General features: G+C 40.3%; 16 protein-coding genes. 5 read left to right on the top strand and 11 right to left on the bottom strand.

Annotated features, from left to right (window positions below):
- Positions 1 to 87: 87 nt before the first annotated feature.
- The gene (locus tag QNN06_RS09835) at positions 88 to 2,382 is read right to left on the bottom strand and encodes a thiamine pyrophosphate-dependent enzyme (protein ID WP_213116530.1); all 2,295 of its coding nucleotides are present in this window, start codon (positions 2,380 to 2,382) and stop codon (positions 88 to 90) included.
- Entirely contained in the window at positions 2,382 to 3,395 is a 1,014-nt protein-coding gene (locus QNN06_RS09830) for a 2-oxoacid:acceptor oxidoreductase family protein (protein WP_284037511.1), read from the bottom strand. Before QNN06_RS09830 ends, QNN06_RS09835 begins: the two co-directional genes overlap by 1 nt.
- A gap of 461 nt (positions 3,396 to 3,856) precedes the next feature.
- Between QNN06_RS09830 and QNN06_RS09825 the strand changes: the two genes are divergently transcribed.
- The gene (locus tag QNN06_RS09825; protein ID WP_284037510.1) at positions 3,857 to 5,599 is read left to right on the top strand and encodes a B12-binding domain-containing radical SAM protein; all 1,743 of its coding nucleotides are present in this window, start codon (positions 3,857 to 3,859) and stop codon (positions 5,597 to 5,599) included.
- Between the two features lie 33 nt (positions 5,600 to 5,632).
- Here the strand turns inward: QNN06_RS09825 and QNN06_RS09820 are convergent, their stop codons facing one another.
- Complete coding sequence (locus tag QNN06_RS09820; protein ID WP_261363767.1) at positions 5,633 to 5,758, bottom strand: hypothetical protein; 126 nt, start codon at positions 5,756 to 5,758, stop codon at positions 5,633 to 5,635.
- A 1-nt stretch (position 5,759) separates the two neighbouring features.
- Complete coding sequence (locus tag QNN06_RS09815) at positions 5,760 to 5,921, bottom strand: hypothetical protein (protein ID WP_213116533.1); 162 nt, start codon at positions 5,919 to 5,921, stop codon at positions 5,760 to 5,762.
- A 134-nt stretch (positions 5,922 to 6,055) separates the two neighbouring features.
- Between QNN06_RS09815 and QNN06_RS09810 the strand changes: the two genes are divergently transcribed.
- Positions 6,056 to 6,409: a DUF3905 domain-containing protein gene (locus QNN06_RS09810; RefSeq protein WP_213116534.1), complete on the top strand. Its 354-nt coding sequence runs from the start codon at positions 6,056 to 6,058 to the stop codon at positions 6,407 to 6,409.
- A 107-nt stretch (positions 6,410 to 6,516) separates the two neighbouring features.
- A complete protein-coding gene (locus tag QNN06_RS09805; protein WP_213116535.1) occupies positions 6,517 to 6,711 on the top strand; it encodes an alpha/beta-type small acid-soluble spore protein in 195 nt (64 codons plus the stop codon).
- 61 nt (positions 6,712 to 6,772) lie between these two features.
- Here the strand turns inward: QNN06_RS09805 and QNN06_RS09800 are convergent, their stop codons facing one another.
- The 3 genes from QNN06_RS09800 to QNN06_RS09790 all read right to left on the bottom strand — a co-directional run bounded on the left by QNN06_RS09800 (position 6,773) and on the right by QNN06_RS09790 (position 10,467).
- The gene (locus QNN06_RS09800) at positions 6,773 to 7,858 is read right to left on the bottom strand and encodes an anti-sigma factor domain-containing protein (RefSeq protein ID WP_284037509.1); all 1,086 of its coding nucleotides are present in this window, start codon (positions 7,856 to 7,858) and stop codon (positions 6,773 to 6,775) included.
- Positions 7,855 to 8,601 (bottom strand): RNA polymerase sigma factor SigI, encoded by a 747-nt coding sequence (gene sigI / locus QNN06_RS09795; RefSeq protein ID WP_213116537.1) that lies wholly within the window; start codon positions 8,599 to 8,601, stop codon positions 7,855 to 7,857. Before sigI ends, QNN06_RS09800 begins: the two co-directional genes overlap by 4 nt.
- 285 nt (positions 8,602 to 8,886) lie before the next feature.
- Positions 8,887 to 10,467 carry a peptide chain release factor 3 gene (locus QNN06_RS09790; RefSeq protein ID WP_284037508.1) on the bottom strand — a complete coding sequence of 527 codons (1,581 nt, stop codon included), beginning with the start codon at positions 10,465 to 10,467 and terminating at the stop codon, positions 8,887 to 8,889.
- A gap of 168 nt (positions 10,468 to 10,635) precedes the next feature.
- Here QNN06_RS09790 and QNN06_RS09785 point away from each other — a divergent pair, with 168 nt between their 5' ends.
- Both QNN06_RS09785 and QNN06_RS09780 read left to right on the top strand, forming a co-directional pair.
- Positions 10,636 to 10,896, top strand: coding sequence for a hypothetical protein (locus tag QNN06_RS09785; protein ID WP_213116539.1), 261 nt, complete (start codon positions 10,636 to 10,638; stop codon positions 10,894 to 10,896).
- A 131-nt stretch (positions 10,897 to 11,027) separates the two neighbouring features.
- Positions 11,028 to 12,752 carry an AAA family ATPase gene (locus QNN06_RS09780; RefSeq protein ID WP_213116540.1) on the top strand — a complete coding sequence of 575 codons (1,725 nt, stop codon included), beginning with the start codon at positions 11,028 to 11,030 and terminating at the stop codon, positions 12,750 to 12,752.
- A gap of 137 nt (positions 12,753 to 12,889) precedes the next feature.
- Here QNN06_RS09780 and yjcZ read toward each other — a convergent pair whose 3' ends face one another.
- From yjcZ to phaQ, 4 genes are all read right to left on the bottom strand, one after another.
- The gene (yjcZ, locus tag QNN06_RS09775; RefSeq protein WP_213116541.1) at positions 12,890 to 13,030 is read right to left on the bottom strand and encodes a sporulation protein YjcZ; all 141 of its coding nucleotides are present in this window, start codon (positions 13,028 to 13,030) and stop codon (positions 12,890 to 12,892) included.
- Positions 13,031 to 13,051: 21 nt separating this feature from the next.
- Positions 13,052 to 13,147: a YjcZ family sporulation protein gene (locus QNN06_RS09770; protein WP_213116542.1), complete on the bottom strand. Its 96-nt coding sequence runs from the start codon at positions 13,145 to 13,147 to the stop codon at positions 13,052 to 13,054.
- A gap of 228 nt (positions 13,148 to 13,375) precedes the next feature.
- Positions 13,376 to 13,978 carry a hypothetical protein gene (locus QNN06_RS09765; protein ID WP_213116543.1) on the bottom strand — a complete coding sequence of 201 codons (603 nt, stop codon included), beginning with the start codon at positions 13,976 to 13,978 and terminating at the stop codon, positions 13,376 to 13,378.
- Positions 13,947 to 14,396 carry a poly-beta-hydroxybutyrate-responsive repressor gene (phaQ, locus tag QNN06_RS09760; protein ID WP_213116544.1) on the bottom strand — a complete coding sequence of 150 codons (450 nt, stop codon included), beginning with the start codon at positions 14,394 to 14,396 and terminating at the stop codon, positions 13,947 to 13,949. Before phaQ ends, QNN06_RS09765 begins: the two co-directional genes overlap by 32 nt.
- Between the last annotated feature and the right edge of the window lie 104 nt (positions 14,397 to 14,500).

Here is a 14,500-nt window from a genome sequence, read left to right as displayed (position 1 = left end):
TTCTGGAAAAGCACAAAAAATTGTCGAGAAAAATATCCTTTCTCGACAATTTGGCGTAAAGCTAATTTGCTTTGCGTTTTTCTATTTTTATAGCCATGGATTTTCATGCTTTGCTTTAAGGCGCTGCCACCTTTTTTCTACTTCTCTTTCGAATTCGTCTACTAGATGTTTGTTTTCTTCTTTGAGGAGATGTTTCGTTTTCCCCATATATTTAAACCATTCTGTTACCGGAACGCGCTTTTTCTTTTCTTCTGGGTTATAGGTAATAGCGGTAACACCCTGTTCTACTTCATACAGTGGGAAGAAACAGGAGTTGACGGCCTCTTCAAGAATTTTTGTTCCATAACGGTCCTCGGATTTCCAGTTTAATGGACAGGTTATTAAAAGTTTTCCGTATACTGGTCCGACATTTTGTGCGTACCACTGGGCTTTCGCACCTTTTTTAACCAAATCCTGTGGGAATGCTTCTGAACCAGTAAATACATAAGGGATATTTGTCGCAGCCATAATTTGTACTGTATCTTTGTGGTGGAAACTTTTCCCTTGCTGTGTTTTTCCCACACCAGAAGTACTTGTCATATGGCCAAGCGGTGTTGAATAAGACATTTGTGACCCGGTATTCATATAGCCTTCATTATCGTATTCGAGCATAATCAGCTTATGGCCGCGAAGTGCCGTCCCAATTGCCGATCCCATACCGATATCCATTCCGCCGTCACCGGTAATCATCACGAATGTTGCATCATCAGACACTTGAATTTCCCCGCGCCGCTTTAATTCCATGAAGGCCTCAACAGTACCTGAAAGGGTTGCTGCACCATTCTGGAACAGGTTATGCATCATCGTCTGCTTATGCGAGCTATATGGATAGGCAGTTGTTGTAACGTAGGCACAGCCAGTTTGGAATAGAGTGACAATATCCCCTTCAATCCCTTTAAAGAACAACTCCAGTCCGCCGAATATGCCGCAGCCCGGGCAGGCGCCATGACCGGAAGCAATTCTTTTCGGCTTATTTGTCAGCATCCGCAGTGGCGGGATTTTCACTTTTAATTTATTTGTTTCTTCATCCATTTTTACTTCAATTAAACCAGATTTATAGGCATCACCCTGCTGCGGAGTGATGACAGGCTTCAGGATTTTTTCCGGATTTCCCGGTACATGCCCAAAATAATCAAATGGTTTTTCTGCATAGCCTTTCTCCATCGCATCAATCGCCATATTAAAGAATTCTTGGGCATCATTTGCATAGAAATCCTTACCGCCCATTCCGAATACACGGCTTAACACGATAGTTTGATTATTCTTGTCATCCTGCAGGGCAGACTTGACCTCATGCGTTAAGTTTGGACCATGTGCACCATAGGAATCAGCACGCTCACCAACTAATAATGCTTTCACATTTTTAAGAGCTTCACGGATTTCTTTAACCGGGAATGGACGAATAATATTTGGACTGATTACCCCGGCTTTAATTCCTTGGGCGCGTAGCTGGTCGACAACATCCTTTGCCGATTCGGCTGCAGAGTTTAATAGGAATAACGCAACTTCAGCGTCCTCCATTTTGTATAAGTCCAAAACAGAATATTCTCTTCCTGAAAGTTTTGCATATTCGGCAGACACTTCCCTGAATACCTCTCCAGCATTGTACATAGCTTCGGATTGCTGGAAGTGATTGTTCATCAAATCTTCGCCGTTCATGTGGGCACCGATCGTTACCGGTTTTTGCGGATCTCTAATAAAATTGTAATCAGTCGGGCATTCGCCGACAAATTGCTGGACTACCCGGCGGTCCTTGAAGTATTGAACTCTCCGTTTTTGGTGGGAGGTCCAGAATCCATCATATGCAACAATGACAGGGAGCCGGACTTTGGAGTGTTCGGCAATTTTCAATGCCATAATATTCATGTCATAGACCGCTTGCGGAGTTCTTGCCGTTAAAATAACCCAACCGGTATTTAGACCAAAGTAAAGATCTGAGTGGTCCCCGCGGATATCAAGCGGACCACTGACAGCCCGAGTGACAAGATTCATGACCATCGGGAATCGTGTGCCTGCCTGAACTGGAAGCTGTTCAATCATATATAAAAAGCCGTTAGCACTTGTTGCATTGAAGACGCGCGCCCCAGTGGCGGCAGCACCATAGCAAATACCGGCCGAGCCATGCTCGCCATCTGCCGGAATCAACTTAATATCATGCTCGCCGCGGGCTTTCATTTGATCTAAAAATTGTGCCACCTCTGTAGATGGAGTAATCGGGAAATAACCCATGATATGATAGTTGATTTGCGCTGCCGCCATCGCAGCCATTTCATTGCCGGATTCAAAGGTCGAAATCTGCTCGGCTCCAACCTGCGCTGTTAATTTTTCCTCTAAAATAGCCATTATAAATTCCCTCCTACTGCATAAGGAAAGTTTTGCTTCACACGATTTGCGTCTGCGTATCCGATCATTTCTCGAAGATCCGATAAAGCACTTGTCGGACATGCTTCCACACATTTTAAGCAGCCCTTGCAATATTGATAGTCAATTCCCTTAAGAAACATTTGCTCTCTGCCGCGTTTGTCCGCTCCCTCTTCCCAGACGAAACAGAAATCTGGACAAACGTTATCGCAGGCCGCACAGTCTATACACTTATCGCGTTCAAACTTTGGCAAGAAGCCTTGTCTTGAGCCGCTCAAATCTTTTAATATACTATTTGCCTGAGTGGTGATAACACCACCAAGCTCTTGGGTCATATAGCCTAGCTGCGGAAGCGGGCGGGTAAAGGCTTTACCTTGGGCATCCTCCGGAACATGGTATGTTTTAAATTCAACTTCACTATAGCCGCGGTCAAACGTACGCAGATTCGGTTCGACAAAGTGCGGGTATTTTTTCTCGAATGTCTTCCGGATAACTTTTCTCATGGCGTCCGGATCCAAAAAATCACATATGCGGAATAACGCCCCGAGCATCGCTGTATTTACTTTCGTTTTTTCCTCGACGGCAATAGTTAAAGCATCTACAATCGCTAATGTTCCATATTCCAGTTTTAAGTCCTGTTTCACATCATCGAAATCCCTTGATGAGTTGACTAAGACGATACCGTCAGCATTTAAACCGCTGACCACATTAATCGTTTTATACAATGCTTCGTAGAAAACGCCCACAATATGAGGCTGCTCAATCGGACTGTGGTCACGAATTTCAACCCTAGGTTCACAAAAGCGGATAAAGCTTTTAACCGGAGTTCCTTTTTTCTCCGAGCCATACGACGAAAAGTTGGAGCCATTTAAACCAAGCCCTAATACCCCTGCTTCCGCCAGCATTTTTCCGGCAAGATTTGCTCCAAGACCACCGATTGATTCGAGACGGATTTCAAAAAAACCCAGCTCATTTTTTTGCGGTAAAATAGACATAATGTCCCTCTCCTTCTTTGTTCAATAAAACTACCCGAAAAAGACATAAATAATTAACTTATCTCACCGCTATTGTAGGCCATATTATTTTTTAAATCTGTGACAAAAATCAAACATCCAAACATTTTTTTTAAAACACATTTTAATCCATCGAAAAAATTCTTTATTTACAAAGCATCTTCATTGTTTTCAATTATATAACAGGTTTCACGTTGTATTATAACAGAGTAATTGCAATTGATAATCAACTTAGCATAAGCTAAAGTGGCACCGGTTTGTCCCCTGTCCTTTTCGGCTAAAATAAGCTATAATAATATTTTGTTTTATTATAAAGAAAACTCGCCGATTGGCGAGCCCCTAAGGGTGGTTCATGAGGCGTAGTTGCACTTATGCGTTAAGAAAGTATAAAGCTTTCGACAGAAAGTTTATACTTTCTTATTAGCTAAAAAAGGAGCTTTTTTATGAAAGTCATTTGTTCCACACTTAACGCAAAATACATTCATACCAATCTGGCCATCAGGTTCTTAAAGGCATATGCAGCGCCTGAATTTGATATCATATTAAAGGAATACACCATCAAAGATCCGGTGATGAACATTGTCTCAGATCTACACCAGCAAAAGCCGGATGTTATCGGTTTTAGCTGTTATATTTGGAATATTGAAGAGACCCTTAAGGTCGTCAATATGCTTAAGAAAATTGACCCTTCCCTCATCATTGTATTAGGAGGCCCTGAGGTTTCCTACGACACACGTGAATGGATGGAAAAACATTCAGAAATCGACTTTATCGTAATGGGCGAAGGGGAACAAACCTTTAAACAATTGCTGACGGAGCTTAATACAAACAAAAATATCGAAAATGTCCATGGAGTTGCATATCGTGACAATGGAAACTTAGCCAGCACACCACAGAGAAATAAGCTTGATTTAAAAGAATTACCTTCTCCATTCCGCTTTCCTGAGGATATTCCCCAGTTGGGGAAACGGGTTACTTATATCGAAACAAGCCGAGGCTGTCCGTTCAGCTGTCAATTTTGCCTATCTTCCATCGAAGTCGGTGTCCGCTATTTTGACCGGGAACGAATTAAAGAGGATATTCGCTATTTAATGGCAAACGGTGCAAAAACAATTAAATTTGTTGACCGGACCTTTAATATTAGCAGAAGCTATGCAATGGAAATGTTCCGTTTCCTTATTGATGAACATCTTCCCGGAACTGTGTTCCAATTTGAAATTACTGCCGATATTATGCGGCCGGAAGTCATTGAATTTCTTAACCAAGAGGCACCAAAAGGACTTTTCCGTTTCGAAATTGGTGTACAGTCAACGAATGACTATACAAATGAGCTTGTGAGAAGAAAGCAAAATTTTGAAAAACTGAAAAGAACAGTGACGATGGTGAAAGATGGGGGGAAAATCGATCAGCATCTTGATCTTATTGCGGGACTGCCTGAAGAAGATTATGCCTCCTTCCGGAAGACCTTCAACGATGTGTTTGAAATGAGGCCGGAAGAACTGCAGTTAGGGTTTTTAAAAATGCTGCGCGGAACAGGGGTACGTATACGTGCTGCAGAACATGATTATGTATATATGGATCATTCCCCATATGAGATTTTAAGCAACAATGTTCTATCGTTTGACGATATTGTTAAAATAAAGCAAGTGGAAGATGTGTTAGAGAAATATTGGAATGACCACCGTATGGATCACACAGTTGAATACCTGGTGACACATGTTTTCCCTTCACCGTTCGATTTCTTTCAGGATTTTGGTTCCTACTGGGATGAACAGGGCTGGTCAAGAATCGGCCATCAGTTGGAGGATCTTTTTCGGCGATTACATTCATTTTTAGTCAAGAGGGCGGTTCCGAACCTTGATGTTATTTCCGGTTTAATGAAATATGATTATTTAAATCATCATAAATACAAACCGAGAAAACCTTGGTGGGAAGCAGGGCTGGAAAAAAGCGAACGTTCGAAAATCTACAAACGAATTTCCGAGACTCCGCAGCTTTTAGGACCGGAATTTCTCAAACTTGAGCTTGATGAAAAAGAACTTTATAAGCATACCATGCTGGAACTTTTGTCTTTTGACTTGACAAAGTATTTTCTAAACGGTGAAATAGACCACCAGTCCTCAGGTTTATTGGCGTATTTTGACCCTACCAACCTAGAGACAATCTTATTTCCTTTTAAAATCTAAAATAAGCCGGTGCTCCCGGCTTATTTTTCTTTTTTAGGTACGTTTTTTCTTAAATCTGTTTTTTATTTTTTCAACCAATGGAATACCGTTTACATCACCAAATTCTACACTAAATTCCTCTGTAGGTATTCTTGGCGGGGTCTTGCGACGGCCTTTCATTTTAACTTCTTCCCTTTTTTCCTAGCTTTGAATTGCGGTTTTGAAATCTGATTGCATTATTGTTATCGGTAAATTCAGCGGAAAATTCACTTTCCTGGACATTCTTCTTTGGTGTTTTGGTGTACTTTTCCACTGCATCAAATTCAGCCTTCCTCTTAGCCATCTTGGAAAACCTCCTTAAAATTCATGTTACATAGATAGTTTTAAGCAATTTTTGTGGAATCATTCGTTTCCTTATTTTTCATAAATAAAAAAAAGGTTTACGCAAATAATAAATGAAAACAGGGGGAATGCTGGATGAAAAAAGATAATAGGAAGAAAATTGAACAGAAAGTAAGTATCGATGAAACTTTGCCGCATCAAATAAATGCACCAAGCTTTGAAGGAACAGGAATAAAAATGGAAGCGCCATTTGTTAATGAGCACGGAGTAGTCATTGGAGATAGCTTATATGCCTCAGAAAATTCTCCACTAGAAAATTGGTCAGAGGATACGGACCCAGCCATAATGTCGGGTGATGCGTGGGTGCACCCGACAAACGATATCGGCTGGAACACAGCAGAAAATCGGGAACTGCTAGAAAGCAAAAGAAAGCCGCAAGCATATCCTTTTATGCATCCCACCAAGGATGTAAGCAAAGGGACAGATTGAAAAGCTAACCAGATTCGATAAACATTTCCACTTATGAATAAAGTCAAAGCAATCAATACTACCCTTACAGAGAAATAAATCTCTGGATAGAATAAGGAGTGAAAAATATGGCTAACAGCAGAAATAAATTATTAGTGCCTGGGATTGAACAATACCTTGATCAAGTTAAATATGAAATAGCCCAAGAATTCGGAGTACATTTGGGATCCGATACCGTTTCTAGAGCCAATGGTTCGGTCGGTGGGGAAATAACTAAAAGACTTGTCCAGCAGGCACAGGCACAATTATCAGGACGTGAATAATTTCATAAAAATGGCAAAGAGGCAGCTCTTATGGAGCGCCTCTTTTTATTTGTTTCTTTGTTTAATTTTGGTTGTCTGAATGATGGTATTTGCCTTTGGGATTGGGATTTCCCTGTGAATTTCCCTGTGAATTTCCTTGTGAATTTCCATGTGAATTTCCATGTGAATTTCCTTGTGAATTTCCTTGTGAATTTCCATGTGAAATTTCCTGTTGATTGGCTTGCTTCTTGGCCTGCCCCGGATTTTGCTTTTGTTGGTTATCATCCATCTTTTTTGCCTGTCCAGGTGGGATTTTATCTTCGACTGGAGATTGGCCTACGGTCGCCTGCGGAGTATTATCAACGGCAGGAGGTTCCTGAGTAACATTTTCCTCCATTTGTTTCTTTAATTGCCCTGGCGGTGCATTTGCTTCCGGACCAGTAGGATTATTATGATTTTTGTACTTTTTCCAATTATTCTCCACTTTCTCTTTTGCCACCGGATTATTTATTGCCTTGTATTTACCAGCAGTGACACCTTTTTCGTGAGCAGTTTCAAGATCCTTTTCAGTGCCTGATAAAACAGTATATGCTAGCTGCTGCTCGGAAACAGCTTTGGTAATCTCTTTAATATCAGTTTCAAGCTTTTGCTCTTCCTTCTTTTCCATATGACCGGTCGGAACGGTTGAAATAATAACATGCTTATTCGTTTTGAAATACCCTTCTTTACCTATTTCCGACAAAATTTCTTCAGTCACCTTCGTAACATCTTGTTTCTTCCAATCATCCAAATGGGAAATAATCTTTTTACCTTCAGGATTATAGCCTGTCAATTCCACAACCTGCATCTTTTTATTTATTCCTAGTTCAATACTCGGATTCACATCAATTGACATATAGGCATAAGCTTTATTATTTTGATACATTGGAATAAATGAACCGGAAAATAGTAAAATTGCAGCCGCTGCAGCCCAAACGGTTTTCATTTTGGCAACTTTCTTTATGGACGATAGATATTTTAATTGATTCTTGCTTTCAACGGGATAAAAAGTTATTTCCTCTCCAATTGAATAGGATTGTTTTAGTCTCTTAGCCCGTAAGAACTCACCTTCAGGGGTTAAAAGCGTGAGAAAAAAATCATCCATTTCCATTATTATTCCCTTTTTCATGTATCAAGCACCCCCTTTATATAATCCTTCATATACACATAATCACTTGATAAAATTAAAGCAATGGCAATAATATATTTGCGATTTCTTTCTAAGGTTTTTCTAGAGACATTTACCATTTTTTCAAGCTGATTAATAGGCAGCCGCTTCTTTTCGCGTAATGATTTAAATAATTCTTCATTGTCAACCAATTTTTTTGCCGCGATGATTGCATTTTTCCTGGCATCTGCATGCTTCGGGGAATTCTCCACCAAATCGCTAAAGGTTAAATCAAATGAAGCTAATAATGATTGAAAATGAATAATTTCCTCTTTTCTTAGCTGTTCGTCAGTCTTTTTCTGATATTCATCAAGGGAAAGCTCATTGACTATTGCCGTTCCAGGTAATTCCTCATCTTGGAGGGAATTCGTTATATCAATACTGATGTGCTGATTTTTTGTTTGCTTTCGGATGTAGTCAATAACTCGTCTTTTAATAATCACTTCTGAAAAGCTTAATAAAGAGCTGCCACGGTCTTTTGAATATTTTTCAATCGCCTCATTAAAAGCAATAAGGCCAATGCTAAATTCATCATCGGATTCATAGATATACCGGCGGCATACTGAAGAAACAGTTTTAGCGATAAATGGTTTATAGGCCTGGATGAGTTCATTCAGCAATGACTTATCACCTTGCTGAATCAAGGCAACTGTATCTTCTAATGTTCTTTTATTCTTTTTAGCCATAAACAATAAACCTAGCATTTGCTCACCTCTTATTCGACCAATTATAACATAAGAACAAGCTTTGGTCTTTATGGGGTTAAGCATAGGAAAAGACTGCATTTAGCCCACGAGCCTTCGTTTATTTGTTATTGTTCATGTCTTATTAAATAAATGTTACGTATATGGAAATACTCTTTATGGGGGTTTTTAAAAAATTTTCCCAATAAGAAAAGCGAAGCCTATGCTGACGAAGTATCCCTTTTGCAGCTGGACAATAAAAAAATTAAGGCTGCCTCGTCCGAGGCAGCCTTAATTTTTTGGATTTTATTCATGCTGGTCCATTGGATTATAAAGCTTTACATTCGGATTTTTCTCCTGGAACCACCGTAATGCAAAATCGTTCTCAAATAAAAATACATAATGCTCATAACGATCCTTCACGAGAAGGCTTCTAGTGCTAGACAGATTTTCATCAACCTCGTCCTGATCAATCCAGCGGGCAATTTTTGAACCCATTCGTTCCATTAAAACCTCGGCATTGTATTCATTCCTCATTCTGTGCTCGAATACTTCAAACTGCAGCTGACCTACAGCCCCTAATAAATACTCGTCTGTTTTAACGGTTTTAAAGAGCTGTATAGCACCTTCCTGAACAAGCTGATGCAGCCCTTTATAAAAGGACTTCTGCTTCATAACGTTCTTGGCAGATACCCTGACGTAAAGCTCCGGGGTAAACTGCGGAAGCCTCTCATATTGAAAATTGTGCTTACCCGTGGTAAGCGTATCGCCGATTTGGTAAGTTCCCGTATCATATAAACCGATGATATCCCCACTGACTGCTTCTTCCACTGTATTTCGTTCTTCTGCCATAAAGGAAGTGGATTGAGAAAGCTTTAATTGCTTATCAAGCCGTGGAACGTTTACCGTCATTCCTCTTTCAAATTTTCCAGAACAAATTCGTACGAAAGCAATCCGGTCCCGGTGTGCGGGATTCATATTCGCTTGAATTTTAAAAATAAAACCGGAAAATTGGTCGGAAAGCGGATCAATTTCCCCAATAGATGAATTTCTCGCCTTAGGAGGCGGCGCAAATTGCAGGTAAGTCTCTAGAAATGTCTGGACCCCGAAATTCGTCAATGCACTTCCGAAGAACACAGGTGTCAGGCTTCCTGCTGCCACTTTTTCAGCAGAAAAATCATTTCCCGCTTCATTTAACAGCATGATTTCCTCTAGTGTCTGCTCATAAAGACCTGAAGATTTCAGCTTGTGATCACCATCAATTTCTCCATCATCATTTAAGGGAATATAGCGTGCATCTTCATCAACCCGGAATTGTTCTACCCGATTATAATATCTGTCGTAAATTCCCAAGAACTCTTTTCCCATTCCAATTGGCCAATTCATAGGGTAGGATTCAATTCCCAGAACTTCTTCCAGTTCTGCCAGAAGTTCTAGCGGTGGTTTTCCTTGGCGGTCAAGTTTATTAATAAACGTAAAAATAGGAATTCCCCGCATCCGGCAAACCTTGAAAAGCTTAATGGTCTGATCCTCGATTCCTTTCGCCGAATCCACAATCATCACGGCACTGTCAACTGCCATTAAGGTCCTATACGTATCTTCACTAAAATCCTGGTGTCCAGGAGTATCTAAAATATTGACGCGAAAACCGCTATAATCAAATTGCATGACACTGGAGGTAACAGAAATTCCCCGTTGCTTTTCAATTTCCATCCAGTCACTAGTGGCAAATTTTCCTGTCTTCTTTGCCTTTACTGTTCCGGCATCGCGGATTGCGCCGCCAAACAATAGCAATTTTTCCGTTAAGGTTGTTTTACCCGCATCCGGATGCGAGATAATCGCAAATGTACGGCGCGATAATACTTCTTTTTTAAAATCGTTTCCCATTATGTCTTCCTCTCTTTTAACAGCCTAAGTTTTTTCCATAACTTCAATCTTATCGCTCAAACGTTTACTTTGCAATATTTCAATAATAGACAATTGAGATTTTCTTTAATCGGGCTGAAATAATGACTATAATAAATATATACATAATTGATGATTTTGGGAGGATTTATGGAAATTACAAAATTTGATCGACAAACATTAAATTTATTGCAAAAGGCATTTGAAATCGTGCTGGAACAAAACAAGATTCCCTTTAAAAAAATCGGGATTGCCGAAGAAGCTGAGCAGCTTGTATTTTTATATGAAGGTAAAGCTGAAGAGGTTCATGTATTTAAATGGAAAAAGGCATCGAGCATTGGCGTCAGCATCGGTGTTCTAGCGCAAAGCGTTCTCACACCCATTATTCCCCATCTTCGGCTATTATCCTAATTTTGAGCAGCACTTCCTGTTTTTTATGGGAAGTGTTTTTTCTTCGATCAGCTTCCATCGATTCCCACATCCATTTTATTGGAAATCCCTTTATAATAGAGGTTGTACTTCTGTTAAAGGAGGAATAGCCCATGAATCAAAGCAAAAAAACAGTTTCAAAAAAATTCTTTCCGCTGTTCGCTGCATTTATTATAGTGATTGGCGGAATTATTTGGTTCGTTCAATCAACTACTAACCAAGTATCTATTCCGTTTTCGTCTGTAGAAACAATTATTCAAGAGCAAAACGGAAAAACAGTCACCCTAACTGAACAATCCGATGGAAGTCTCTTTATAAAAGCAGGAAAATCTGAATATGTTTCCCAAGTTCCCCCTAATAGCCAAATGGTGGATAAACTGGTTGAGAAATATAATATCAAATATTCCTTTTCATCTAGCAGCCGCTATGGTAAATGGATCATGGCTGGAGTCCTTCTTTTATTAGGAGGTGCTGTCTACACTGTCCAAAAAAGAAAGGGCGGCATCGGCTTAGGAAATTCCATGAAAAACAGCGTCGCAAAGGCCCGCCCTCTGCCAAACATCAGTTTAAAGGATGTAGGCGGTCTAGGCGATGAAATGAAAGAAGAGATATTGCAAACTTTAACAACTTTAAAGGATAAGGAAAGAGCGTTAAAGCTTGGGATTAAACCGCCGAAAGGAATCCTGTTATACGGACCTCCTGGAACCGGAAAAACCTTGCTTGCGCAAGCAATCGCCCATGAGCTGAATGCTTCGTTTTTCTCTGCCAGCGGGTCGGCGTTTAATGAATTATTTGTCGGCGTCGGTGCAAGCCGTGTCCGCTCATTGTTTCAGGCGGCCAGAAAACAGCGTCCTGCTGTCATTTTTATCGATGAAGTAGATGCCCTTGCCGGCAGACGTAAAGCCCATGGCGGCGAAGAAGGAGAAAAAACATTAACTGAACTTCTTGTCCAGCTTGACGGCGGCCATTCCAATGACGGCATTTTATTTATTGCCGCTACAAACAGAAAAGATATGCTTGATGAAGCATTCTTGCGTCCCGGGAGGATTGATTTCTCATTCCATGTTCCTCTGCCTGATACAAAAGGTCGCAGGGAAATCATTGAAATTCATTCAAAAGGAAAAGCGATTGCCAAAAATGTCCTTACGTCATTAGATGATTTAGCGGAAAGTACTTCCGGGTTTTCCGGAGCAGAGCTGTTTTCATTATTTGAATCAGCAAGCCGTCATGCAGTCCGTAATGGGCGTGATATGATTCAAAAACAGGACCTAGATTATGCTCTTGACCGAACCATTTTAGGAAGTACTTCACGGTCGTTGCAGGATCATGAGACAAAGCGGCGGGTAGCCATCCACGAAGCCGGGCACGCCCTTGTTGCTTCTGTAACAAAACCGGGTTCAGTCAGAAAAGCGACAATTATTCCACGGGGTGAAGCCTTGGGGTATGTAGCACCAATTCCAAAAGAATTAAATTTATCTACAACAAGCGACCTGCTTGACCGAGTTGCCATGATATTAGCCGGCGGTACCGCCGAAAGGATGTTTCTAGGTGAACACAGTATCGGTGTATCCGGTGATGTGCAACAGGCTAAACATATTATTGAACAAATGGTTGAAATTGGAATGCTTCAGGACGGCTTTACGTTAACCTTTAGTAAACCGGATAAAGAAATCAAAATGCAAGAACTGTTTGCAGAGGGTATAGAGAAAGCAGAAAAATTAATCGAAAGCCATCAAGTGCAGTATTTACAATTGGTGGATGCCTTATTAAAAAAAGAAACTTTGGAAGGGCATGAAGTCGAAGAAATCGTTTGTGCGAATATGAATGTAGCCGGATAAATGAAAACTTGCCGATTGGCGAGTCCGATAGGACGAGGACAGAGGCGTAGTTGAATTTATACTTTCCTTTTAGCTAACAGGCAAAACCCGCTTGGGAAACCGAGCGGGTTTTTTGGGCTAATTACCCATTCATTTTCTTAATAGTAGCAAGCTGCTCCTACAATAATCAAGAGGATAAATAACACCACGATTAAAGTGAAGCCACCACAGCCATAGCCAAAGCCGCCGTAGCCACAGCCGCCATAGCCGTAGCCGCCAAAACCGCCATATCCAAACATACTTTTTACCTCCTTATATTTTTATATAACCCAAGAAGCCCCTACAATGATTAATAAAATGAACAGAACCACGATTAGGGCAAATCCTGCTCCGTAGCCACCTGCTACACCAGTCATTTAACATTACCTCCTTTTTTGAATTCCATATATCCTATTCACCTAGATAAAAATGTGCAATAGACACTTATCCCTATTACCCAGATTTGTAAAAAAGGAAAAGCCCATTCTTAGAAAGAAATTGGGCTTAAAGTAAAAAAGCCACATCTCCCTGTAAAATAGAGAGTGCGGCTTTAATTCAAGTATATACACATTCTGTGATAATCCTTTGCTGCGATATGCTAGTAGTTAATTCGATTTAACAAGCTCTTTCAAACTATTCTTCCCGCGTTCAACTAAATCAAGATGGGTATTACGTGCCAATTTAACGTATTCCTTTCTAACTTGCAGCCACGCATTTCTGCGCTCGCGAGCAAAGCCAATTCCTGCTTCAGTATTTTTCACAAAATTGTCTTCCATTTGTTCGACAAATTGGAAAAAGGTTTTAACTGGGGTCAAAGCCAATATCTCCAATTGGCTGGAAACCTCGCTAAGCTGCTTTTTAAGCTCTTCCCGATCGTTATTTGGCACTGCCTCATCCTTTGCATCCTCTTTACGAAAATTAACTTGTTGGGCAACCTCAGATACCATTTCTTTGTTTGTTTTTCTTGCCTGGTCATATAATTTCGCGACGGATTTTCTATATTGCTTATTGAACTTGATGACTTCCTTTACAGAATTAAGGTAGGCATCCTCCCGGCTCTCCCTTAGCTTCCGTGCCCGTTCCTGGGAAAGCTCATATTGTTCCCAAAAAGTGTTCACAAACGAAACTTCAGCAATAGATTCCTCCGCAGCTTGTGGAACTGTTTTTACGTCGACTTCAGGAATCGCTTCGATCTTCTTCTGCGCCATCGTCCTTCCTCCTCTTACGATTATTTACTTTCTCTATTGCATCCTTCTTTTGGAAAGAAGGAATATAGAGCTCAAGGACACTGGTATACATTTTGAAAAATTGATCGAGGAGTGATTGATACGTTTCTAGTTGATTGGCATATCCTTTTAAGTATGTAATACCAGCTTTTGTAATGGAATACCTTCTTTTGGCTGGACCTGCACCAGTAGTATCCCATTCAGATGAAACCAAATCCTCTTTTTCTAATTGTCTTAACATTCTGTACAGGTTTCCTTGATCCAAAGTTTTAAAGCCAAATGACTCCAGCTTTTGACTCAATTCATACCCATGCAGAGAAACCCTGCTAAGAAGCAATAAAATAAATGGCAGCACAAAATTTTTTGATGGATTGACTGATTGATTATCTTGGTTTACCATGTCTTTATCACCTCACCTATATGTATTTTACACCTATCAGTAATATTTTGTCAATCTTGTCAATAAATATTACTAAAAGCTGAGTAAACCTGTTTACAATTTTA

Origin of the sequence: Neobacillus sp. 114, from assembly GCF_030127045.1 — a bacterium.
Lineage (GTDB): Bacteria > Bacillota > Bacilli > Bacillales > Cytobacillaceae > Neobacillus > Neobacillus rhizophilus.
The sequence above is the reverse complement of the archived record's forward strand: the minus strand, read 5'-3'. Positions and strand labels throughout refer to the sequence as shown.

Coding starts and splice junctions, on each gene's coding strand:
- sigI (WP_213116537.1), bottom strand. CDS start 8,601: ATGCTAGGTTTATTGTTTATGGCTAAAAAGAATAAAAGAACATTAGAA.
- QNN06_RS09770 (WP_213116542.1), bottom strand. CDS start 13,147: ATGACTGGTGTAGCAGGTGGCTACGGAGCAGGATTTGCCCTAATCGTG.
- QNN06_RS09780 (WP_213116540.1), top strand. CDS start 11,028: ATGAATCAAAGCAAAAAAACAGTTTCAAAAAAATTCTTTCCGCTGTTC.
- QNN06_RS09765 (WP_213116543.1), bottom strand. CDS start 13,978: ATGGCGCAGAAGAAGATCGAAGCGATTCCTGAAGTCGACGTAAAAACA.
- yjcZ (WP_213116541.1), bottom strand. CDS start 13,030: ATGTTTGGATATGGCGGTTTTGGCGGCTACGGCTATGGCGGCTGTGGC.
- QNN06_RS09790 (WP_284037508.1), bottom strand. CDS start 10,467: ATGGGAAACGATTTTAAAAAAGAAGTATTATCGCGCCGTACATTTGCG.
- QNN06_RS09835 (WP_213116530.1), bottom strand. CDS start 2,382: ATGGCTATTTTAGAGGAAAAATTAACAGCGCAGGTTGGAGCCGAGCAG.
- QNN06_RS09785 (WP_213116539.1), top strand. CDS start 10,636: ATGGAAATTACAAAATTTGATCGACAAACATTAAATTTATTGCAAAAG.
- QNN06_RS09805 (WP_213116535.1), top strand. CDS start 6,517: ATGGCTAACAGCAGAAATAAATTATTAGTGCCTGGGATTGAACAATAC.
- QNN06_RS09825 (WP_284037510.1), top strand. CDS start 3,857: ATGAAAGTCATTTGTTCCACACTTAACGCAAAATACATTCATACCAAT.
- phaQ (WP_213116544.1), bottom strand. CDS start 14,396: ATGGTAAACCAAGATAATCAATCAGTCAATCCATCAAAAAATTTTGTG.
- QNN06_RS09815 (WP_213116533.1), bottom strand. CDS start 5,921: ATGGCTAAGAGGAAGGCTGAATTTGATGCAGTGGAAAAGTACACCAAA.
- QNN06_RS09820 (WP_261363767.1), bottom strand. CDS start 5,758: ATGAAAGGCCGTCGCAAGACCCCGCCAAGAATACCTACAGAGGAATTT.
- QNN06_RS09830 (WP_284037511.1), bottom strand. CDS start 3,395: ATGTCTATTTTACCGCAAAAAAATGAGCTGGGTTTTTTTGAAATCCGT.
- QNN06_RS09800 (WP_284037509.1), bottom strand. CDS start 7,858: ATGAAAAAGGGAATAATAATGGAAATGGATGATTTTTTTCTCACGCTT.
- QNN06_RS09810 (WP_213116534.1), top strand. CDS start 6,056: ATGAAAAAAGATAATAGGAAGAAAATTGAACAGAAAGTAAGTATCGAT.